Origin of the sequence: Polaromonas sp. A23, assembly GCF_002001015.1 — a bacterium.
Lineage (GTDB): Bacteria > Pseudomonadota > Gammaproteobacteria > Burkholderiales > Burkholderiaceae_C > Polaromonas.
This window is the reverse complement of record NZ_MUNO01000037.1, coordinates 67,312-89,592: the sequence shown is the minus strand read 5'-3', so window position 1 is coordinate 89,592 and position 22,281 is coordinate 67,312. Positions and strand designations below refer to the sequence as shown.

At 59.1% G+C, this 22,281-nt stretch carries 18 protein-coding genes; 16 read left to right on the top strand and 2 right to left on the bottom strand.

Features of this window, described 5'->3' with window-relative positions; all coding sequences use genetic code 11:
* Positions 1 to 61 precede the first annotated feature (61 nt).
* The 6 genes from soxB (at position 62) to B0B52_RS17340 (ending at position 10,090) form a co-directional block, all read left to right on the top strand.
* Positions 62 to 1,777, top strand: coding sequence for a thiosulfohydrolase SoxB (gene soxB, locus B0B52_RS17365; protein ID WP_077594928.1), 1,716 nt, complete (start codon positions 62 to 64; stop codon positions 1,775 to 1,777).
* A 238-nt stretch (positions 1,778 to 2,015) separates the two neighbouring features.
* Positions 2,016 to 4,895, top strand: coding sequence for a 2-oxoglutarate dehydrogenase E1 component (locus B0B52_RS17360; RefSeq protein WP_077594927.1), 2,880 nt, complete (start codon positions 2,016 to 2,018; stop codon positions 4,893 to 4,895).
* Between the two features lie 58 nt (positions 4,896 to 4,953).
* Entirely contained in the window at positions 4,954 to 6,225 is a 1,272-nt protein-coding gene (odhB, locus tag B0B52_RS17355; protein WP_077594926.1) for a 2-oxoglutarate dehydrogenase complex dihydrolipoyllysine-residue succinyltransferase, read from the top strand.
* Positions 6,226 to 6,855: 630 nt separating this feature from the next.
* Positions 6,856 to 8,283, top strand: a complete 1,428-nt coding sequence (gene lpdA, locus B0B52_RS17350) for a dihydrolipoyl dehydrogenase (RefSeq protein WP_077594925.1) — start codon at positions 6,856 to 6,858, stop codon at positions 8,281 to 8,283.
* Positions 8,284 to 8,351: 68 nt separating this feature from the next.
* Positions 8,352 to 9,452, top strand: a complete 1,101-nt coding sequence (zapE, locus tag B0B52_RS17345; RefSeq protein WP_077594924.1) for a cell division protein ZapE — start codon at positions 8,352 to 8,354, stop codon at positions 9,450 to 9,452.
* Complete coding sequence (locus B0B52_RS17340; RefSeq protein WP_077594923.1) at positions 9,449 to 10,090, top strand: hypothetical protein; 642 nt, start codon at positions 9,449 to 9,451, stop codon at positions 10,088 to 10,090. Before zapE ends, B0B52_RS17340 begins: the two co-directional genes overlap by 4 nt.
* Before the next feature lie 9 nt (positions 10,091 to 10,099).
* Here the strand turns inward: B0B52_RS17340 and B0B52_RS17335 are convergent, their stop codons facing one another.
* Positions 10,100 to 10,858, bottom strand: coding sequence for a PP2C family serine/threonine-protein phosphatase (locus tag B0B52_RS17335; RefSeq protein WP_077594922.1), 759 nt, complete (start codon positions 10,856 to 10,858; stop codon positions 10,100 to 10,102).
* Positions 10,859 to 10,943: 85 nt separating this feature from the next.
* Between B0B52_RS17335 and B0B52_RS17330 the strand changes: the two genes are divergently transcribed.
* Both B0B52_RS17330 and B0B52_RS17325 read left to right on the top strand, forming a co-directional pair.
* Entirely contained in the window at positions 10,944 to 11,147 is a 204-nt protein-coding gene (locus B0B52_RS17330; RefSeq protein ID WP_077594921.1) for a DUF465 domain-containing protein, read from the top strand.
* Entirely contained in the window at positions 11,147 to 13,153 is a 2,007-nt protein-coding gene (locus tag B0B52_RS17325; RefSeq protein ID WP_077594920.1) for an ATP-dependent DNA helicase, read from the top strand. Before B0B52_RS17330 ends, B0B52_RS17325 begins: the two co-directional genes overlap by 1 nt.
* Here the strand turns inward: B0B52_RS17325 and B0B52_RS17320 are convergent.
* A complete protein-coding gene (locus B0B52_RS17320) occupies positions 13,116 to 13,940 on the bottom strand; it encodes an outer membrane protein assembly factor BamD (RefSeq protein ID WP_077594919.1) in 825 nt (274 codons plus the stop codon). The genes B0B52_RS17325 and B0B52_RS17320 overlap by 38 nt on opposite strands.
* Before the next feature lie 17 nt (positions 13,941 to 13,957).
* On the opposite strand from B0B52_RS17320, the gene B0B52_RS17315 reads away from it, so the two are divergent.
* The 8 genes from B0B52_RS17315 (at position 13,958) to ispG (ending at position 22,277) form a co-directional block, all read left to right on the top strand.
* Positions 13,958 to 14,992, top strand: a complete 1,035-nt coding sequence (locus tag B0B52_RS17315; RefSeq protein WP_077594918.1) for an RluA family pseudouridine synthase — start codon at positions 13,958 to 13,960, stop codon at positions 14,990 to 14,992.
* Between the two features lie 104 nt (positions 14,993 to 15,096).
* Positions 15,097 to 15,810, top strand: a complete 714-nt coding sequence (gene scpB, locus B0B52_RS17310) for an SMC-Scp complex subunit ScpB (RefSeq protein WP_077594917.1) — start codon at positions 15,097 to 15,099, stop codon at positions 15,808 to 15,810.
* A gap of 10 nt (positions 15,811 to 15,820) precedes the next feature.
* Entirely contained in the window at positions 15,821 to 17,500 is a 1,680-nt protein-coding gene (locus B0B52_RS17305) for a pseudouridine synthase (protein ID WP_077594916.1), read from the top strand.
* 118 nt (positions 17,501 to 17,618) lie between these two features.
* Positions 17,619 to 18,044, top strand: coding sequence for a nucleoside-diphosphate kinase (gene ndk / locus B0B52_RS17300; protein ID WP_077594915.1), 426 nt, complete (start codon positions 17,619 to 17,621; stop codon positions 18,042 to 18,044).
* A gap of 19 nt (positions 18,045 to 18,063) precedes the next feature.
* Positions 18,064 to 19,209 (top strand): 23S rRNA (adenine(2503)-C(2))-methyltransferase RlmN, encoded by a 1,146-nt coding sequence (gene rlmN / locus B0B52_RS17295; protein WP_077594914.1) that lies wholly within the window; start codon positions 18,064 to 18,066, stop codon positions 19,207 to 19,209.
* Entirely contained in the window at positions 19,206 to 20,018 is an 813-nt protein-coding gene (gene pilW, locus B0B52_RS17290) for a type IV pilus biogenesis/stability protein PilW (RefSeq protein WP_077594913.1), read from the top strand. Before rlmN ends, pilW begins: the two co-directional genes overlap by 4 nt.
* Complete coding sequence (locus B0B52_RS17285; protein WP_077594912.1) at positions 20,011 to 21,003, top strand: helix-turn-helix domain-containing protein; 993 nt, start codon at positions 20,011 to 20,013, stop codon at positions 21,001 to 21,003. The genes pilW and B0B52_RS17285 overlap by 8 nt, the downstream gene beginning before the upstream one ends.
* The gene (gene ispG, locus B0B52_RS17280; RefSeq protein ID WP_077594911.1) at positions 21,003 to 22,277 is read left to right on the top strand and encodes a flavodoxin-dependent (E)-4-hydroxy-3-methylbut-2-enyl-diphosphate synthase; all 1,275 of its coding nucleotides are present in this window, start codon (positions 21,003 to 21,005) and stop codon (positions 22,275 to 22,277) included. The genes B0B52_RS17285 and ispG overlap by 1 nt, the downstream gene beginning before the upstream one ends.
* The last annotated feature ends 4 nt before the right edge of the window (positions 22,278 to 22,281 follow it).

The window sequence follows — 22,281 nt, the reverse complement described above, 5'->3', positions numbered from 1 at the left end:
CAGCTATCAAATTCATAGTAAATCAATAGCGCCTGGTTGAACAGGCAGGGTACCTCTCGTCATGAATCTGTCCCGCCGCGAGTTTGCAAGTGTCATGGCGGCTGCATTGGCCGCCGGTTTCCCGTTGCAGCGGGAAGCCGGCGCTGCGCAGGCGGCCAATCTTTACAACGTGCCGCGCACCGGCAATGTGCACTTGCTGCATATGACGGATTGCCACGCTCAGCTGATGCCGACTTACTTTCGGGAACCCTCGGTCAACATTGGCGTGGGTGCCATGAAGGGCCGCCTGCCGCATCTCGTGGGGCAAAACCTTCTCAAGGCAGCCCATCTGAAAGGCGGCACACCCGAAGCCCATGCCTTCACTTTTCTGAATTTCGAGCGGGCCGCGCGCCAGTACGGCAAGGTGGGCGGTTTTTCGCACCTCGCCACCCTGGTTAAACAGCTGAAGGGCAGTCGTCCCGGCGCGTTGTTGCTTGACGGTGGCGACACCTGGCAGGGCAGTGCGACCGCGCTGTGGACTCAGGGCCAGGACATGGTGGATGCCGCCAAGCTGCTGGGCGTTGACGTGATGACCGGCCACTGGGACTTCACCTATGGCGAAGAACGCATCAAAACCATTGTCGAGAAAGACTTTGCCGGCAAGGTCGATTTTGTCGCGCAGAACGTCAAAACCAGCGACTTTGGCGATGCGGTATTCAAGCCTTATGTCGTCAAGGAGATGAACGGTGTGGCGGTGGCCATCATCGGCCAGGCCTTTCCCTATACGCCGATTGCCAATCCCGCATGGCAGACCCCAAACTGGACTTTCGGCATCCGCGAAAGCGAAATGCAGGAGACGGTTAACGAGGCGCGCGCAAAAGGCGCTCAGGCGGTGGTATTGCTGAGCCACAACGGCATGGACGTGGACCTCAAAATGGCTTCACGCGTGAGTGGCATCGACGCCATTTTGGGCGGCCACACGCATGATGGCGTGCCTGTCCCTATCGTGGTCAAAAACCCCGGCGGCCAGACCATCGTGACCAATGCGGGCAGCAATGGCAAGTTCCTGGGTGTGCTTGATCTGGACGTCAAGGACAAGAAGGTAGTGGGTTTCAGTTACCGCTTGCTGCCGGTGTTTTCCAATCTGTTGCCCGCAGACCCAGCCATGAGTGCACTTGTTTCCAAAGTTCGTGCGCCTTATGAAGCCAAATTGTCCGAAAAACTGGCAGTCACTGAAGGGACCCTGTACCGGCGCGGCAATTTCAACGGCACGTTTGATCAGCTGATACTCGATGCGCTGATGAACGTGCGCGGCGCGGAAATTGCGTTTTCACCCGGGTTCCGTTGGGGCACCTCACTGCTGCCGGGGCAGGCCATCACGCGCGAGCATCTGATGGACCAGACCGCCATCACTTACCCATGGACCACCTTAACCACCATGCGTGGGGACATGATCAAGACCATTCTTGAAGATGTAGGCGACAACCTTTTCAACCCTGACCCGTATTACCAGCAGGGCGGCGACATGGTGCGTGTTGGCGGCCTGAGCTATCGCTGTGAACCCGGGGCGAAGATGGGCTCGCGTATCCAGGATATGCGCCTGGGCCACAAATTAATCGAAGCTGACAAGACCTACAAAGTGGCAGGCTGGGCCCCGGTGCAGGAGGCCAGCAAAAATGCCGGCCCGCCCGTGTGGGACGTGGTCGAAACCTATTTGAAAGCACACCCGGTGGTCAAGCCGCCAAGGCTCAATGCGCCCGTGCTTGTGGGCATGGCGGGCAACCCCGGCCTGGCTTGAGGCGTGCCAGTTCAGCGGCCCATTTGACAGCTTCATGACAAACCCCGGAGGCCTTCATGGCTGCCCGGGGTTTGGTCATTTGTACATTCGATGGCACAATCGACCCTGTTTCTGAAGGCCCTTCCTTGCCACAGTCGCATCCGCTAATCGGTCAAGCCGTGTTGCGGAAGGTTAATCAACCAGCCACATCCCGTTGTGGCCAGCTAATGTTTCCTTAAGGGAAACGGAGGTCAGCGTAATGAGTTCAGTCCCGACGGCGTCGTCCGTCTATTCGGCCTATCAAGGCAATACTTATCTCTTCGGCGGCAATGCGCCCTATGTCGAAGAGATGTACGAAAACTACCTTGCCAATCCAGGCAGCGTGCCAGACAACTGGCGCGAATATTTTGACGCCCTGCAACACGTGCCCGCCGTCGATGGCAGCAACGCCAGGGACGTGCCGCACCTCCCGGTGGTCAATGCCTTTGCCGAACGCGCAAAACAGGGCCAAACCCGTGTGGTGCAGGCCAGCGGCGCCGATTCCGAGATGGGGCGCAAGCGCACCGCCGTCCAGCAGCTGATTGCCGCTTACCGCAACGTCGGCGCCCGCTGGGCCGACCTCGATCCGCTCAAACGCACAGAGCGTGACCATATTCCCGAGCTGGACCCGTCTTTTTACGGTTTCGGCGACGCCGACCAGGAAACGGTGTTCAACACCAGCAATACCTTCTTCGGCAAAGACACCATGAGCCTGCGCGAGCTGCTCAATGCGCTGCGCGAGACCTACTGCGGCACGATTGGCGCCGAGTACATGTACATGACCGACCAGAACCAGAAACGCTGGTGGCAGCAAAAACTGGAAGGCATCCGCAGCAAGCCCAATTTCACCAAGGAAAAGAAGCTTCATATCCTGGACCGCCTGTCTGCGGCAGAAGGCCTGGAGCGCTTTCTCCACACCAAATACGTTGGCCAGAAGCGCTTCTCGCTCGAAGGCGGTGAAAGCTTCATCGCCAGCATGGACGAGTTGATTCAGCGCGGCGGCAGCATCGGTGTGCAGGAAATCGTTATTGGCATGGCCCACCGTGGCCGGCTCAATGTGCTGGTCAACTCGCTGGGCAAGGTTCCAGCGAACCTGTTTGCCGAGTTTGACCACACGGCCCCGGAAGAGCTGCCCAGCGGCGACGTCAAGTACCACCAGGGCTTCAGCTCCGACGTGACTACCCCCGGCGGCCCGGTTCACCTGAGTCTGGCGTTCAATCCTTCGCACCTGGAAATTGTCAACCCTGTGGTCGAAGGTTCTGTGCGGGCACGCATGGACCGCCGCGACGACCCCAAAGGCAAGCAGGTATTGCCCGTGCTCGTCCACGGTGATGCGGCGTTTGCCGGGCAGGGCGTGGTCATGGAAACACTGGCGCTGGCTGAAACCCGTGGTTATTCCACCGGCGGCACGGTGCATCTGGTGATCAACAACCAGATCGGCTTCACCACCAGCGACCCGCGCGACAGCCGCTCCACGCTGTATTGCACCGACGTGGTCAAAATGATCGAGGCACCCGTTCTGCACGTCAACGGCGATGACCCGGAAGCCGTGGTGCTGGCGACCCAGCTCGCACTTGAGTTCCGCATGGAGTTCCAGAAGGATGTCGTGGTCGACATCATCTGTTTCCGCAAGCTTGGTCACAACGAACAAGACACACCAGCGCTGACCCAGCCGCTGATGTACAAGAAAATTGCCCAGCATCCCGGCACGCGCAAGCTGTATGCGGACAAGCTGGCAGCCCAGGGCATGGGTGAAACGCTGGGCGACGATATGGTCAAGGCCGTGCGTGCTGCGCTCGACGCGGGCCGCAGCACCTTCGACCCGGTGATCACCAATTTCAAGAGCAAGTACGCGGTCGACTGGAGCCCTTTCCTCGGTAAAAAGTGGACGGATGCAGGTGATACCGCGATTCCCATGGCCGAGTGGAAGCGCCTGTCTGAAAAGATCAGCACCATCCCTGCCACAGTGACGGCGCACCAGCTGGTCAAGAAGGTGTACGACGACCGCGCCGCCATGGGGCGCGGTGATGTTCCTGTCGATTGGGGCATGGGTGAACACATGGCGCTGGCCTCGCTGGTTGCCAGCGGCTATCCGGTGCGCCTGTCGGGTGAGGACTGCGGACGCGGAACCTTTACCCACCGTCACGCCGTGATTCACGACCAGAGCCGTGAGAAGTGGGATACCGGAACCTATGTGCCACTGCAAAACGTGGCTGAGAACCAGGCCCCGTTTGTGGTCATTGACTCCATCCTGTCCGAGGAAGCGGTGCTGGCCTTCGAATATGGCTATGCCTCCAACGACCCCAACACGCTGGTGATCTGGGAAGCCCAGTTCGGCGACTTTGCCAATGGCGCCCAGGTCGTGATTGACCAGTTCATTGCCTCCGGCGAAGTCAAGTGGGGCCGGGTCAACGGCATCACATTGATGCTGCCGCACGGCTACGAAGGGCAGGGGCCTGAACACAGCTCTGCGCGCCTTGAGCGCTTCATGCAGCTGTCAGCTGACACCAACATGCAGGTGGTTCAGCCGACAACGGCCAGCCAGATCTTCCACGTGCTGCGCCGCCAGATGGTGCGCAACTTGCGCAAGCCGCTGGTCATCATGACGCCCAAGTCGTTGTTGCGTAACAAGGACGCCACCTCGCCACTGTCCGAGTTCACCAAGGGCGGCTTCCAGACGGTGATTCCGGACAGCGCCGGCCTCAAGGCGGAAAAGGTCAAACGTGTTGTCGCATGCTCGGGCAAGGTCTATTACGACCTGGCCAAAAAGCGTGAAGAAAAAGGTTTTGATGACGTGGCCATCCTGCGCGTGGAGCAGCTCTATCCCTTTCCGCACAAAGCCTTCGCAGCCGAGTTGAAAAAGTACCCGAATCTCACTGACATCGTCTGGTGCCAGGATGAGCCGCAAAACCAGGGTGCATGGTTCTTTGTGCAGCATTACATCCACGAGAACATGACTGAAGGCCAGAAGCTGGGTTATTCGGGTCGCGCTGCCTCGGCTTCCCCGGCTGTTGGCTACTCGCATCTGCACCAGGAGCAGCAAAAAGCGCTGGTGGACGGCGCCTTTGGCAAGCTCAAGGGCTTTGTACTGTCTAAATAAATAAGAGGGCGGCGCCGGCTGGCGCGCCCACCAGAACCCACATATTGAAAGAATTTAAATGGCTATCGTAGAAGTCAAAGTACCGCAGTTGTCCGAGTCCGTGGCAGAAGCCACCATGCTGCAGTGGAAGAAAAAAGTCGGCGAATCCATCGCCATTGACGAAATCCTGATTGAGATCGAAACCGACAAGGTGGTGCTGGAAGTGCCGGCTCCTGCGGCCGGTGTTTTGTCCGAAATCCTGGTCGCTGACGGCGGCACCGTCGCTGCAGAGCAGCTGATTGCCCGAATCGATACCGAAGGCAAGGCGGCAGCCGGTGTGCCCGCTGCAGCAGCACCTGCCGCCGCAGTGGCCGTTGCACCGGCGGCCGCGCCTGCCGCAGCCGGTGGCAGCATGGCCGGTGTGCCCATGCCCGCCGCAGCCAAACTGATGGCCGACAACCAACTGGCTTCCGGCTCGGTTGCCGGTACAGGCAAAGATGGCCGCGTGACCAAAGGCGACGTGCTGGGAGCCGTTGCCGGTGGCGCCGCGTCTGCTCCTAAATCAGTAGCTGCCAGCGCAATACCTACGGGGGCTCCGACCACTTCTTTGCCTCAAGTTACAGCGCCGGCCAAGGCCAATGACCTGGGCGAGCGGCCCGAGCAACGTGTGCCCATGAGCCGTCTGCGCGCCCGCATCGCCGAGCGCCTGCTGCAATCGCAGGCCACCAATGCCATCCTGACGACCTTTAACGAGGTCAACATGGCGCCGGTGATGGAAATGCGCAAGAAGTTCCAGGACCAGTTCACCAAAGAGCACGGCGTCAAGATCGGCTTCATGAGCTTCTTTGTGAAAGCCGCCGTGCATGCGCTGAAGAAATTTCCGGTGATCAATGCATCGATCGACGGCAATGACGTCGTCTATCACGGCTATTTCGACATCGGTATCGCGGTGGGTTCCCCGCGCGGCCTGGTGGTGCCCATCCTGCGCAATGCCGATCAGATGAGCTTTGCCGACATCGAAAAGAAAATTGCCGAGTTCGGGAAAAAAGCACAGGACGGCAAACTGGGTCTTGAAGAAATGACCGGTGGCACCTTCTCCATTTCCAACGGCGGAACCTTCGGCTCCATGTTGTCGACTCCGATCATCAACCCGCCGCAGTCAGCCATCCTGGGCGTACACGCCACCAAGGACCGGGCGGTTGTCGAGAACGGTCAGATCGTGATCCGACCGATGAACTACCTGGCCATGAGCTATGACCACCGCATCATCGACGGCCGCGAAGCCGTGCTGGGCCTGGTGGCCATGAAGGAAGCGCTGGAAGATCCGGCACGCCTGCTGTTCGATATCTAACGTTCAGATGCTGAATGGTGGAATGATAGTGACGGATAAAAACAGGTGGGCACTGCGAGTAACGTGCATCTTGATGGCCCTGGCGACGCAAGCAAGCGTGTGGGGTAATTCTCCAGCGCGATTGCCGCCTCCCCCGGTTGACTACTATCTTTTCCCTTTGTGGCCCTCTGGAATTGGCGAGCCGAAGTCAAGTCCGATTGCTTTGACGTTGCGGGAGAAAAATGTGCGAGTTGCGCAGATGACTTCTGCGCAGTTTGGCTGTTCGACCTGGGCGAAGCAAGACGTTGAGGTCCAGCCTGCGGGAGTTCCGAGTTACCGGCTGCGGGCATCAAATGCAACGAAAACCGTTATAGAAGGTATCGCATTTGTTCATTACATGGGGGGCTTCGAGGACTCGCATCTTGTGAAGTCCGGCGATACGGCAAAGCTGCGCTTGCTCATTGGAGAGTCGAACAGTAATGACTCTTCTCGTGCGGGCGCAGAAGTTCAGTATCAACGGCTGGTGCTACTGGTCGACGATTTCAATGCTTGGCCCTTCGCGGCTATACCGTTGCGACGGAACGAACTTCAAACTGTTGCGAGTTCAGCCCTTTATAGTTGTTTTAGATTCTGATTCGAGAGTATTTAAATATGTCCAAACAATTCGACGTCATCGTCATCGGCGGCGGCCCCGGCGGCTACATTGCCGCCATCCGCGCCGCCCAACTGGGTTTCAACGTCGCCTGTATCGACGAGTGGAAAAACGCCAAGGGCGGTCCAGCCTTGGGAGGCACCTGCACCAACGTTGGTTGCATTCCTTCAAAAGCATTGCTGCAGTCGTCGGAACACTACGACCATGCCAGCCACCACTTTGCCGAGCATGGCATCGAGGTCAAAGGCCTGGGTCTGGATATTGCCAAAATGGTGGGCCGCAAAGACACCGTGGTCAAGCAGAACAACGACGGCATTGTTTACCTGTTCAAGAAAAACAAGGTGACCTTTTTCCACGGCCGCGGCTCTTTTGTTGCGGCGAAAGATGGCGCCTACGAGATCAAGGTAGTTGGCGCAACCGAGGAAACAATTTCCGGCAAGCACATCATCGTGGCCACCGGCTCCAACGCGCGTGCCTTGCCTGGCGCACCATTTGACGAAGAGAATATCCTGTCGAATGACGGTGCTTTGCGCATCGGTGCTGTGCCGAAAAAACTGGGCCTGATTGGCTCCGGCGTGATTGGCCTGGAAATGGGCTCTGTCTGGCGCCGTCTGGGCGCAGAAGTGACCGTGCTGGAAGGCCTGCCGGTGTTTCTGGGCGCGGTTGATCAGCAGATTGCCAAGGAAGCGCACAAAGCCTTTGTCAAGCAGGGTTTGAAAATCGAGCTCGGTGCGAAGGTCGGGGAAATCAAAACCGGCAAAAAAGGCGTGTCTGTCGCCTGGACCAATGCCAAGGGTGAAGCCCAGACGCTCGACGTCGACAAGCTGATCGTGTCGATTGGCCGGGTGGCCAACACCATCGGCCTGGCGCCTGAAGCCGTGGGACTGAAGCTCGACGAGCGCGGCGCCGTTGTCGTCGATGGCGAGTGCAAAACCAACCTGCCTAATGTATGGGCCGTCGGTGACGTGGTGCGTGGCCCCATGCTGGCACACAAGGCAGAGGAAGAGGGCGTGGCGGTGGCTGAGCGCATCGCGGGCCAGCATGGGCACGTCAACTTCAACACCATCCCGTGGGTGATTTACACCAACCCCGAGATCGCGTGGGTCGGCCAGACGGAAGAGCAACTCAAGGCAGCGGGCCGTGCCTACAAGGCCGGTACTTTCCCTTTCATGGCCAACGGCCGTGCGCGGGCGCTGGGCGACACCACCGGCATGGTGAAAATGCTGGCGGACGCAGCTACCGACGAAATTCTCGGTGTGCACATCGTGGGCCCAATGGCCAGCGAACTGATTGCCGAGTGTGTGGTGGCCATGGAGTTTCGCGCCAGTGCGGAAGACATTGCAAGAATTTGCCACGCCCATCCGTCGCTCAGCGAGGCCACCAAAGAGGCGGCGTTGGCAGTGGACAAGCGCACGCTGAACTTCTAAGAAATGCCGGCTGCCACGCCTTTCCACTTCGTGCGGATCGCTGCCGCCCGGAGCGGCCCAGCCGGCTTATGACTTCGGTTATCGAGCAGTACGAGGCCGAACTCGCTGTCCGCGGCTACCAGAGCGATCCCGCTCAGTTGCGGGCCATCGAAGCGCTGGACCGCTGCTCGCGGGAGTGGGCGGACTTCAAGGAGCAACGCTCCAATGCGCTGAAGAAGCTCATCAACCGCCCCGATATTCCGCGTGGCGTTTACATGCACGGCGGGGTCGGGCGCGGCAAAAGTTTTCTCATGGATTGCTTCTACAACGCAGTCCCTCTGAAACGCAAGACGCGGCTGCATTTTCATGAGTTCATGCGCGAGGTGCACCGGGAACTGCGCGATCTGCAGGGAACCGTCAACCCGCTTGATGAGTTGGGCAGACAGATTGCCAAGCGTTACCGGTTGATTTGCTTCGACGAATTTCATGTTGCCGACATCACGGATGCCATGATCTTGCACCGGTTGCTGGCGGCCCTGTTCGATAACGGGGTGGGATTTGTCACCACGTCCAATTTCCATCCGGATGAGTTGTACCCCAATGGCCTGCATCGGGACCGCATTCTTCCAGCGATTGCCCTGCTCAAGCAGAACCTGGAGGTGATCAGCGTGGACAACGGTACCGACTACCGCCGGCGCACCCTGGAACAGGTGAAGCTGTACCACACGCCGCTGGGTCCGGCAGCAGATATCGAAATGCGGGAAACTTTTGAGCGCCTGGCAGAGTCACATGACGAGCCGCCGATTTTGAATATTGAAGCACGCCAGATTCATGCCCGGCGCAAGGCAGGTGGTGTGGTTTGGTTCGACTTCAAGACGCTGTGCGGTGGGCCGCGTTCGCAAAATGACTATCTGGAAATTGCCACCCAGTTCCACACTGTGCTGCTCAGCGATGTTCCGTACATGCCTGTGCGGATGGCGTCTGAAGCGCGGCGCTTTACCTGGCTGGTTGACGTGTTGTATGACCGCCGCGTCAAGCTCATCATGTCGGCAGAAGTCCCACCGGAGGCGTTGTATACGGAAGGACCTTTGGCCCATGAATTTCCCCGGACTGTCTCGCGGCTCAACGAGATGCAGTCAACCGAATTTCTGGCGCTGGAGCGCAGGAACGTGGACACTACCCTGACATGAAAAAACTTGTTGTTCTACTGCTTCTTTCTGGCTTGGGTTTTTTCGCCAAAGGCCAGACGGGGGACGCCGCCATCGCCGCGATTGACGCGGAAAGGCAACAAATCACTGCTGAGCGGCTGAAACTGGAGGAAGCTTTTGATGCGGAAGACGCGATTTGTTACACAAAGTTCTTTGTTAACAGTTGCCTGAATTCCGTCAAACCCAGGCGACGGGAGGCGATGGCCGGACTCAAACTGCGTGAAGTTGCGCTCAATGAGCAGGAGCGTCGCCAAAAGGCCGCAGATCAGATACGCAAAACAGAGGAAAAGTCTTCTCTTGAAGCGCTGCAGCAAGCGGCTGAGCGGCGCACGCAGGCGCTGGAGGACACAAAAGAGCGGGAAGAGCGTACCCGTCAAAAGGCTGAAGAGCGGGGTGCCTTGCAGCAAAACGAAGCGCTCAACGCAAATGAAGCGGCCAACAGGCTCCAAGGATCAAAGGATATGGCGCGAGCTCGAGCGGAAAAACAGGCGGCCACTGCTGAAGAGGTAAAAAAATTCAATGCCAAGCAGCAGGAGGCGATGGAAAGAAAAGCCAGTCGCGACAAGAAGCAGCGCGAACAGACAAAGGCACCGGCGGCACCTTTACCCGCGTCAAAATAAGCAGATGGCTTAGGCCAGCGCTTCCAGTTTGACAATAACCAGGGACAAATTGTCTCCTCCGCCGTGCGCGCGCGACCTGGCTTTTTGAATCAGGAATTCCGTGGCTTCCCGAGGGGAGAGCATTGAAAGTGCGGAACCCATCTCGCTGGGGCTGAAATAGTGCCAAACTCCGTCGCTGCATGCGATCAGGGAGTCACCGGGGCGCAGCTGTGGGATGAAGTGCAGGCTGACAGGCGGGGCCTCTTCGGTGCCGAGGCAACCCATCAGAATATTCGACTGTGGATGGACATTGGCTTCTTCTTCGGTAATCTCGCCTTTGTCCACCAATGTCTGGACATAAGAGTGGTCGATTGTTCGTTTGACGAGTTTTGAGCCGTGGAAATGATAGATGCGCGAGTCGCCGGCATGCGCCCAGTGGCAATCTCCGCCAGGGTTGATCAGGAATGCGGCAAGCGTGCTGTGAGGCTCCTGCTCGGCAGAAATAGCCGTCAGCTTGATCACGGTGTGGGCTTCTTCCACAAGTTGACTGAGCATGGCCGCAGCATCGTCTGTGGCCGGGGCATAACGCTCAAACAGCTGTTTGGCGGTCATCATGACCTGGTCTGAGGCCTTGCGTCCGCCACTGCGTCCGCCCATGCCATCGGCCACGATGCCTAACATGCACCCGGCGATGCGCGAGTGGCTGAGCAGGGCCACCTGATCCTGCTGGTAGTCGCGGTCCCCCTTGTGGATGCCGGTGGACGCTGTGATTCGATAGCCTTTGGACATATTGAAATGGCCGAGTCATGTGGACTCGATTTATCTCCGTAATCGACGTATTATCAGATGAAGCTGCCTGTCTGGATAAAAAAACTTGGACTCCAACCTGCACTCTCCGGAGCGCCGCCTGATTGACCTCAAAATCGAACACGCAGACCTCAATGCCATGGTTGACTTCGCATCGCATGCCGTGCCGATCGACGAGTTGATGCTCAGGCGCCTCAAAAAACGTCGACTGCTCCTGCGTGACCAGATATCGCAGCTTGAGCTCTCCCTCGATCCACCCGAGCCCGCCTGATGAATCTGGAAGCCCAAGTCCTGGAGGCTTTTGCCCCCAATGGCGTGCTGTCGCGTGCCGCTGAACATTTTGTGCCTCGAACGGGGCAGACCGATATGGCGATTGCCGTCGCACGCGCCATCGAAGGAGCTTCCCCGCTTGTGGTGGAAGCCAGCACTGGCGTGGGGAAAACCTTTTCCTATCTGGTTCCGGCCTTGCTCAGTGGGGAACGGGTGCTGCTTTCCACGGCCACCAAGGCCCTGCAGGACCAATTGTTCGGACGGGACCTGCCAACTCTGGTCAAAGCCCTGGGGGTGCCCGTAAGCACCGCCTTGCTCAAGGGGCGCGGTAGCTACCTCTGCCTGCACCGGATGGAAATGGCTCGCCATGACCCGAACTTTCCCGAAAGGAGTTCTCTGCGCACTCTAGCGAAGGTCGAGGAATGGGCGCGTGTCACGGAGACCGGCGATCTGGCCGAGCTCCCGGGCCTGGACGAGCGGTCGCCGGTGATCCCCTGGGTCACCTCCACCCGGGAAAACTGCCTGGGTGCGCAGTGTCCACGCTTTCGCGCCTGTCATGTGAATCACGCGCGTCGCGAGGCCCTGGCCGCCGATGTGGTCGTGATCAACCATCATCTTTTCTTTGCGGATCTGGCGGTGCGCGAATCCGGCGTGGCGGAGCTGCTTCCTACGGTCAGGATCGCCATTTTTGATGAGGCGCACCAACTCAACGAAACCGGTGTGCAGTTTCTGGGGACAAATCTGTCTACCGGACAATTGCTCGATTTTTCGCGAGACCTTCTCGGCGCTGGGTTGCAACTGGCACGTGGCTTGCAGGATTGGCAGTCGGTCGCGAGTGCAACTGAGCACGCGGCGCGCGATTTGCGTTTGTGTGTTGGTAAGGCTTTTCCCGGGAGCAAGCTGCGCTGGAATGAGGCAACGCCCGATGCAGTGGACGCCGCTGCCTGGAGTGCTGCGCTGGGGGCGGTGTGTGAGACCCTGTCCGTCACTTGCGACACCCTCGCGACGGTCAATGAAATCGCGCCAGATTTCGAACGATTGCATGAGCGTGCCACGGAATTGGAACAGCGCGCCCGCGGGTTCCTTCTTCCTGCCGCGGCGGGCAGTGTTCGCTGGCTCGATATCGGTACGCAGTTGCGGCTGGTGGAGTCGCCGCTGGACATTGCGCAGGCCATTCAGGCCCGCGTATTTACCGACGACAAGGCGGCCGCCAAATCATGGATTTTTACTTCAGCCACGCTGGGTGACGACGAGCAACTGAGCTGGTTTACGCAGCCTTGTGGCTTAACCGGCGCCCCGGTTTTACAAGTAGGCAGTCCTTTCGACTATGCCAGCCAGGCAGCCCTTTACGTTCCACGCAATTTCCCCAAGCCCGGTGATCCCGCGCACACGACTGCGGTGGCAGCCTCGGCGGCAAACTGGGCACAGCGGCTGGGAGGGCGCACGATGGTGCTGACCACCACGCTGCGCGCGTTACGCACGATCGGCGAGGCGTTGCAGGCGAGGTTTGATGGCTCGTCCGACATTGAGGTTCTGGTTCAGGGCGCCATGCCCAAGCGTGCGTTGATCGAGCGATTCCGCCAGGCCGATGGGAATGGCGCACGGGGTTGTGTGCTGGTCGCGTCGGCCTCCTTCTGGGAAGGTATTGACGTTCCCGGTGAGGCGTTGCAGTTGGTCATCATTGACAAGCTGCCTTTTCCACCGCCCAACGATCCCATGGTAGAGGCTCGGTCGCGGCTCCTGGAGTCAGAGGGGAAAAATGCGTTTAACGACTATTTTTTGCCGGAGGCGGCCGTGGCGCTGAAGCAGGGCGCTGGCCGACTGATTCGGCGGGAGACTGACCAAGGTGTGCTGGTTGTCTGCGATGGCCGCCTTACGGGCATGGGTTACGGCAAGCGACTGCTGCGCGCTTTGCCTGCAATGCAGCGCCTGGCCTCAGAGGAAGAACTCGGTGACAGGCTGGATCTGCTTACCAGAACTTGTACCAAGGCGTATCCACCGATTTGAACCCCTTGGTCAGGTATTCGCTTTGGGGATAGCTTTTTTCCATCACGCGTTTGGTGTCGTCGCGTAACTGGGTCATGTTCAGGGCGTCGTAGGACTTGTACAGAATGAACAAGGCTTCCTCGAGCACCGGAACATCGCGGTAATCTGTAATCGCGGCTTGGGCTCGGTTGATGGCCGAGACGTACGCTCCGCGCGAATAGTAGTAGCGCGCAACGTGAACTTCATATTGGGCAAGGGAGTTGACAATATAGGTCATGCGCAGGCGCGCATCCGCCGAATATTTGGACTCGGGGAACCGGTTGACAAGTTCCTTGAAGGCTTCGAAGGACTCTTTGGCCGCTTTCTGGTCTCGTTCGGAGAGGTCCTGTTTGTAGATAAAACTGAACATCCCCAGATTTTCGTTGAAGGTCACCAGGCCCTTGAGATACAGGGCGTAATCGATCGCGGGACTGGCTGGATGCAGTTTGATGAAGCGGTCCAGCGTGGCCAGCGCTTGGGCTTGCTCACCACCCTTGAACTGGGCATATGCTTTTTCAAGCTGGGCCTGTTGGGCTAGCGGTGTTCCTGCCGCCCGGCCTTCGAGTTTTTCAAAAAGTGGGATGGCCTTGTCATAGGCACCGGAGCTGGCCTCTTCCCGTGCTTCCGCATAAATTTTGTTGGGGCTCCAGGCTGTGGTCGGATCCTTTACTGCGGTCGAGGAGCAGCCGAAGAGGACAAGTGTGCAGGCAAGCAGCGCTGCAGTAATGTGGGGTGTCACCGGAACAACCGATAATTTGGTGGAAAACATCGCAATTGATCCTCTTGATGACTGATTCTGTACAAAGCAAATTGATTATATCGAGCGCTGCAGCCGGGCTCCGTCCTGGCGATGATGTTCTCGAGGACGGTGAGGCCACTGTTGAGACCGAGTGGCGGGAGGTGAATGTTCCTGTGGAGAGCCATGGGGCGCGTCTTGATCGGGCGCTGGCGGCGATTGTGCCGGAGTTCTCCCGCAGCTATCTGCAGCAACTGATCGACGCCGCGGCGGTGCAGCTCAATGGCGTCACGGTTACCAAGACGTCAACCAAGGTCAAGGCTGGTGACGACCTGAAGATCGAGCTCAGGCCCACGCCGCAAAGCCAGGCCTTCAAACCCGAAATAATTCCGTTGGACGTTGTGTTTGAGGACGACCATTTATTGGTCATCAACAAACCAGCCGGCCTGGTGGTCCATCCGGCGCCTGGAAACTGGAGCGGCACGCTGCTCAATGGGTTGCTGGCGCGGGACGAACAGGTCAGCACCCTGCCGCGCGCCGGCATTGTGCACCGGCTGGACAAGGATACGAGCGGGTTGATGGTGGTGGCACGCAGGCGCCAAGTCATGGACCAGTTGGTGAGCATGATTGCCGAGAGAAGTGTCAGCCGGGAGTACCTGGCGCTGGTACATGGCGTCTGGCAGGGTCCCAAAGGGCGCAGGATTGAGGCGCCCATGGGGCGCGATCCGCGCAACCGTCTTCGCATGACCGTGGTGGATCTGGAGAAAAATGCCGGTAAAACCGCTTCAACCGACTTGTATTTGTTGCAGCAAGAGGGGGCTTTTTGCCTGGTGCGCTGCAGGTTGCACACGGGACGAACCCATCAAATCCGGGTTCATATGGCCTTCATTGGCCATCCGCTGGTGTCCGACGAGGTTTATGGCGGCAAACCTGCCGCTGGCATGACGCGGCAGGCCCTGCACGCGTGCAGACTGGCGTTTATCCACCCCGTAACAGGTGAATCCCTGGAGTTCACGGCCCCCCCGCCGGAGGATATGCTCACGGCTCTGGAGCAACTGGGGCTGGGATACAATCAAGTCCAGTAGTTTTCTGCTACCCGCCGCATGGCGCGCCCAGGTGTTGTGGTTGCGCATGAATGTGAACTGCGCCGCCTGGCGCCTTTATCTCGACTCATTTCGGAACCAAGACCATGAATACGACGGATGCCAAGCGCGTCCTCGAAACGGCACTGATTTGCGCGCAGCAACCGCTGCCTTTGCGCGAAATGGGTGTTTTGTTCAACGGGGCGCTCACGGCAGACACCCTCAAGCTTCTGCTTGAGGACCTGCAAAACGACTGGGGCGGGCGGGGTGTGGAACTTGTGCACGTTGCGACTGGCTGGCGTTTCCAGAGCCGGCCCCAGATGCACGAGTACCTTGACCGCCTGCATCCTGAAAAACCACCGCGCTATACCCGCGCCACGCTGGAGACCTTGGCGATCATCGCCTATCGCCAGCCGGTTACCCGCGGCGACATGGAAGACATTCGCGGCGTGACGATCAACAGTATGCTTCTCAAGCAACTCGAAGATAGGGGTTGGGTCGAAGTGATTGGCCATCGCGAAACCGTCGGGCGGCCGGGTTTGTACGCAACCACGCGGCAGTTCCTCGACGATCTGGGGCTGGAATCTTTGGATCAATTACCAGCGACGGACAATGCTGCGGCACAGGCCTCCATGCTGGAGCAGATCGAATTTGGCATGTCCACCACGCCCGTCGTGGATGAGGCGCTTCCGCCGGAGGTCGATGTGACAGGCGAGCCAGAGGCTGGTCTGCCGCCTGGCGACATTTCCGACACGGTCGATCCTGCGGATATCCAGGAAACCTCCTTGAATAGCCATACGGCCATTGACCCCAACGCCTGAACGTAAACGCATGAATCAAAACGACAACCCGGCTCCGGCTGCCACTCCGGCTTTCTCAGATGATGGGTCAAAAACGGCCCCAGCCCTTGATTCACAAGCGCAGGCAGCTCCTGATTTGATAGCGACTGATTCGTCTTCTGCAGATGCGGTGGTCACCGTGGCGCCGGGCAAGCCTGAACGCGCTGTGATGCTGCAACCGGCGCTGGCCCGTTTTGAAGACGTGGTCACCGGTAAGTTCGATGCCGATGAAGAGGATGTGGCACTCGAACCTCTCAAACGAGTTTTATTGCCCCAGCCAGAAACACCCAAGCTGCATAAAGTGCTGGCACAGGCAGGGCTCGGATCGCGGCTGGAAATGGAACAATTGATTCTGGAAGGGCGTATTTCCGTCAATGCAGAGCCAGCCCACATCGGTCAGCGCATCCAGTTTGGTGACCTGGTTAAGGTCAATGGCAAACCTATCCGGGTCCGTATTGATCCGCCGCCACCGCGCGTTATTGCCTATCACAAGCCTTCCGGTGAAGTGGTGTCGCATGATGACCCTCAAAACCGCCCCACGGTATTTCGCCGCTTGCCCAAGTTGTTCCAGGGGAAATGGCAATCGGTCGGCAGGCTCGACCTGAATACCGAAGGCCTACTCTTGCTGACCAGTTCCGGCGAGTTGGCCAACAAGCTGATGCATCCCCGTTTCGGCCTGGAACGCGAATACGCCGTGCGCGTGCTGGGGGCTCTGAACGATGAAGAGAAAAGACGCCTGCTTGATGGGGTGCAGCTTGACGACGGCCTGGCTCAGTTCAGCACGATAGAGGCTGGCGGCGGTGAGGGTGCCAACTGCTGGTATCGGGTGACAATTTCGGAGGGGCGCAACCGCGAGGTGCGTCGTATGTTCGAGGCGGTGGGCCATGCTGTCAGTCGCTTGATCCGCATCCGCTACGGCGCCGTGGTGCTGCCGCGCGGCCTTAAACGCGGTGCTTTTGTAGAACTCGACGAGCGCGACATTGCCGCTCTGACCAGCGCGGTTGGGCGTTCGGAAGCCCGTGGAGACCCCCGCGGCGCTAAAAGAGGTGGCGGGGAGCCGGGCGATGCCGATACCGGGGAGAGCCGGATGGGGCGTGGATCACGACGAAACGATCGCTCGCGCGGCGGGCGCAATCGTCCCGACAACAACGGGACCCGGCCGGCAGATCTTCAGGCCATGCCTGAAACCGGCCGTACGGGCGAAGCCGCGGATCGGGACGAGGAGGCTGGGCACGATCCGCTTGATCTTCAGCCGCCAATGAATCGTAATAATGAAGCGCCGCGCGAAGGCAATCGCCGTCGGGGCGGCAAGGGTGGTCGCGGTAATGGCGGCAACGCCGGTGCTGGCCCGCGTAACAACCCGTCCCCCGGCAAATTCGGCGGCGGCTCCGGTGGACCGGGACAAAAACGTCGAGATGATCGTGGCGACAAAGTGCCTGGCGGTGCGCAACCCGACCCCATGAAAACGTCTTTTGGCTACATAGGCGCTGAAACCTTCACCCGGCAGCGTCAAGCGCCGGGCCAGGGGCAACGCCGTGGTGGTGGCGGTGGCGGTGGTAACAATGGGACCGGTGGCAGTGGTCCAGGCCAGCGTCGGGGGGGTGGCAACAGCAACGGCGGAAATCGAGGGGGCAATCGCAGCGGCGGTGGCAACCGCGGCGGCAACCGATAGGCCGCAGTTCGCATGCTTGGCATGCACTTTGGCCCCAAGGGCCATTGACGCCGGGTTAAAATCAGAGGCTTTATTCGATTTGAATAAATCTCACAAAAATCAAGGTTAAGGAAATCTCATGGCGATCGAACGCACTCTCTCAATCATCAAACCCGACGCAGTGGCCAAAAACGTGATCGGCCAGATTTACGCCCGTTTCGAGGCTGCCGGCTTGAAGGTGGTTGCAGCCCGGATGGCGCACCTGTCGCGCGGCGAAGCCGAAGCGTTTTACGCCGTGCATAAAGAGCGTCCTTTCTTCAAGGATTTGGTTGAGTTCATGATCTCCGGCCCGGTCATGATTTCCGCGCTTGAAGGCGAAAACGCGATTCTGAAACATCGCGACCTGATGGGCGCTACGGATCCCAAGAAAGCCGCACCCGGGACCATCCGCGCCGATTTTGCCGACAGCATCGACGCCAATGCCGTGCATGGCTCTGACGCCACCGAAACCGCCAAGGTGGAGATCAGCTTCTTCTTCGCGGGCATGAATATCTATTCGCGCTAGACCGCGAATTCCCGATGCGATGACAGCCAACCTGCTTGATTACGATCTGGAAGGTCTGGCTGCGTTTTGCGAGAGGCTCGGAGAAAAACGCTTCCGGGCCACCCAGCTGTTTCGCTGGATTCACCAGAAGGGCGCTACCGGTTTCGAGCAGATGACCGATCTGGCGAAATCCCTTCGCGAGAAGTTGCCCGCGTCAGCCCACATTGAGGGTCCCAAGGTGGTGTCCCGCCACGATTCGGCCGATGGCACCATCAAATGGCTGTTCGATGTGGGGGCCGGCGACGTTATCGAAACCGTTTTTATTCCCGAATCTGATCGTGGAACGCTTTGTATCTCCTCACAGGCCGGCTGTGCCGTGGGCTGCCGATTCTGTTCCACCGGCCATCAGGGTTTCAGCCGAAATCTGACGACGGCCGAAATCATTGGCCAGCTTTGGTATGCCGAGCACTTTTTGCGCAAACATCTTGGCAAGGAGGAGCGGATTGTTTCCAATGTCGTCATGATGGGCATGGGGGAGCCTCTGCAAAATTACTCGCAATTGCTTCCCGCGTTGCGCGTGATGCTTGACGACCATGCCTATGGTTTGTCGCGCCGGAGGGTGACCGTCTCAACCTCGGGTGTCGTTCCCATGATGGACCGTCTTGCTCAGGATTGCCCTGTTGCACTGGCGGTTTCCCTGCATGCGCCGAGCGACGAGTTGCGCAGCAATCTTGTTCCCCTCAACAAAAAATACCCGATTGCCGAGTTATTGCAGGCTTGCACTCGTTACCAGGCGGCAGCGCCTCGGGATTTCATCACCTTCGAGTACTGCATGCTTGAAGGGGTGAATGACCAGCCTGAGCATGCTCGGCAATTGGTGGCCCTCATGCGCGAGCATGGTGGGCATGGCCTGGCCTGCAAGTTCAACCTGATTCCTTTCAATCCGTTCCCGGCTTCCGGGCTCAAACGCTCTGATATGCCGCAAGTGCTGGCATTTGCCAAAATATTGATGGATGCCGGTATCGTGACCACCGTCCGGAAAACACGTGGCGACGATATCGATGCAGCCTGTGGCCAGCTAGCCGGTGATGTGCAGGATCGCACGGGTGTGCAGCAGCGCATGGCGACACAGCGGCAAGGTATGCTCAAGGGGATCAAGGTTGTCACCAGGGAGGTCGGTATATGAGTCTCGTCCGTAATGCCATTTGGCTTTCCGCTTGTTGGGTGGTTGTATTGCTCGCCGGCTGCGCCGGTACGCCAGGTGCTTCGTCCGGTACTGCCGGGGGGCGCCCGGAAATCATGACGGAGTCAGACGAGCCGGACAGCCGCAGGCGAGCGCGTATTCGTCTCGAGCTGGCTGCCAATTACTTCCAGCAAGGCCAGACAAACGTCGCGCTGGATGAGCTCAAGCAAGCCCTGGCAACCGACCCGACCTATGCCGATGCCTATAACCTGCGCGGCCTCGTCTACATGCGCATGAATGACAATGCGCTCGCCGAGGACAGTTTCCGTCGGGCCGTGACGCTCAATCCACGAGACGGCGGGGCGCTTCACAACTATGGCTGGCTGTTGTGCCAGCAAAAACGCTATAGCGAATCGATAGCGCTGTTTGGGCGCGCTGTTGCCATTCCCCAGTACGCCGATCAGGCCAAAACACTGATGGCTCAAGGCATTTGCCAGATCAGCGCAGGGCAGGCGGCTGAAGGTGAGCGCAGTCTGTCGCAGTCATATGAACTGGACGCAGGCAACCCTATTACCGGCTACCACCTGTCCCGGGCGCTTTTCCAGCGTGGTGACCTGACACGTGCGCAGTTCTATATTCGCCGCGTGAATAACAGCGATCTGGCCAGGGCGGAGACCCTGTGGCTGGGCATCAAGGTGGAGCGCAGCCTGGGCAATCGCGAAGCGATGCTTCAGCTGGCCGATCAACTAAAAAAACGCTTCGGGCAGTCAAGCGAGGCAGCTGCATACGCCAGAGGAGCTTTCAATGAGTGAATTGGAGGGGCGTTCGCCAGAAAATTCAGCGGTCATGCAGGAGGATTTGCAGCAAGGCGGACCCCGATTGCACGAAGCCAGCGCCGGAACACTGCTTCGGCAGGCGCGTGAGGCCGCGGGCCTTCACATTGCTGCACTTGCAGTGGCTTTGAAGGTGCCGGTTAAAAAGCTCGAAGCGCTCGAGGCGGACAGGCTGGACCTCTTGCCCGATGCTGTGTTTGTCCGTGCGCTGGCTGCCAGTGTTTGCCGCACGCTGAAAATAGATGCTGCCCAGGTGCTGGCGCAGTTGCCACAAACCGGGAAGCCAAATCTCGGTTATCAGCATGCACCGATCAACACGCCTTTTCGCTCGCCCAGTGATGGTCCTGGCCCTTCGTTGATTACTCAAGTTTCCAGGCCTGCTGTTCTGGCGGGCCTCCTGCTGGTACTCGCTGCGCTGGTGCTTATTTTTATGCCTGCGGTTCAGCGACAGGAAGGCGTGTCCGGGGCGAAGTCAGGTTCTGCAGGAAGCGAAACGACAACTTCGTCTCAAACAGGCGCAGGCACGTCGGCAGGTGAGGCGATGGCGCGCACTGAGTTGCTGGTGGGTGAAAAGCCGACCGACACAGTCCGTCCCGCCGAGGCGCCAGCCGTTGTCACGACTCCCGCCCAGGCCCTGGTACCACAGCCGCAAATAGCGGCTAAGCCGGTAGAGCCTGTGCCTGCCGCGACATTGCCGGTGGCAGGGGAAGCACTCCCGTTGGCATCAAAGGGAATTATCGTATTCAAAGCTCGCGGCGAGTCGTGGGTGGAAGTCACCGACGCCAAGGGTGTGGTTGTTGTACGCCGTACGCTTGCAGCGGGCGAAGAGGTAGGTGCTACGGGCGCTTTGCCGCTTGCCGCTGTTGTGGGGCGCGTCGATGCAACCCAGGTTCAGGTGCGGGGCAAGGTGTTCGATCTGAACCCGGTCAGCAGAGACAACGTTGCACGCTTCGAGGTGAAATAGTGGCTTCCTGCCTTCCCATAGAGTCTGCCGCGCCCAAGGCACGCACATCCGGGCAAGCTCGCGTTGTTTGGGGCTCCCGCGTGGTCACCGTGGGCGGCGATGCGCCGGTGCGCGTGCAGTCCATGACCAATACCGACACGGTGGACGCGATTGGTACGGCCATTCAGGTCAAGGAGTTGGCCATTGCCGGCTCGGAGATGGTCCGCATCACGGTTAATACGCCAGAGGCTGCGGCGCAAGTGCCCTACATTCGTGAGCAGCTTGATCGCATGGGCATCGATGTGCCGCTGATTGGCGATTTTCACTACAACGGACATCGCTTGTTGACCGATTACCCGGCTTGCGCCGAGGCGTTGTCCAAGTACCGGATCAATCCCGGCAACGTGGGCAAAGGCGACAAGCACGACAAGCAGTTTGGCCAGATGATCGAAGCTGCCATGCGCTGGAACAAGCCGGTGCGTATCGGGGTGAACTGGGGCAGCCTGGATCAGGAACTGCTGGTCGGCCTGATGGATGAAAACAGCCGGCGTGCCGAACCCTGGGATGCCAAACAGGTGATGTACGAAGCCTTGATCACCTCGGCGATTGACTCCGCAACGCTGGCCGAGCAAATGGGCATGGATAAAAACCAGATCATCCTGTCCTGCAAAGTCAGTGGCGTTCAGGACCTGATCTCGGTTTATCGTGAACTTTCAAAGCGGTCTCGTTATGCACTGCATCTGGGTCTGACCGAAGCCGGCATGGGTACCAAGGGCACCGTGGCATCCAGCGCCGCGCTGGCCGTGCTGCTGCAGGAGGGCATTGGCGACACCATCCGCGTCTCCCTGACGCCGCAACCTGGTGAAGCGCGTACCCAGGAAGTGTTGATTGCATCGGAAATCCTGCAGGCGCTGGGGCTGCGGAGTTTTGTGCCCAGCGTCACGGCTTGCCCGGGCTGCGGCCGCACCACCAGCACCACCTTCCAGGAACTGACCAAGGAAATCGACGACTTTTTGCGTGCGCAGATGCCGGTCTGGCGTGCGCAATACCCTGGCGTTGAAAAACTCAAGGTCGCGGTGATGGGCTGCATTGTCAACGGCCCCGGCGAAAGCAAACATGCCGACATCGGCATCAGCCTGCCGGGCTCCGGGGAAGCGCCGGCCGCACCGGTTTATATCGATGGCGAAAAAAGCGTGACCCTGCGCGGCGACCGGATTGCCCAGGAGTTCCGCGTGATTGTCGAAAACTACATTGAAAAGCGCTTTGGCACGCAAGCCGTCGCCCAGGTCGCCTGAATCA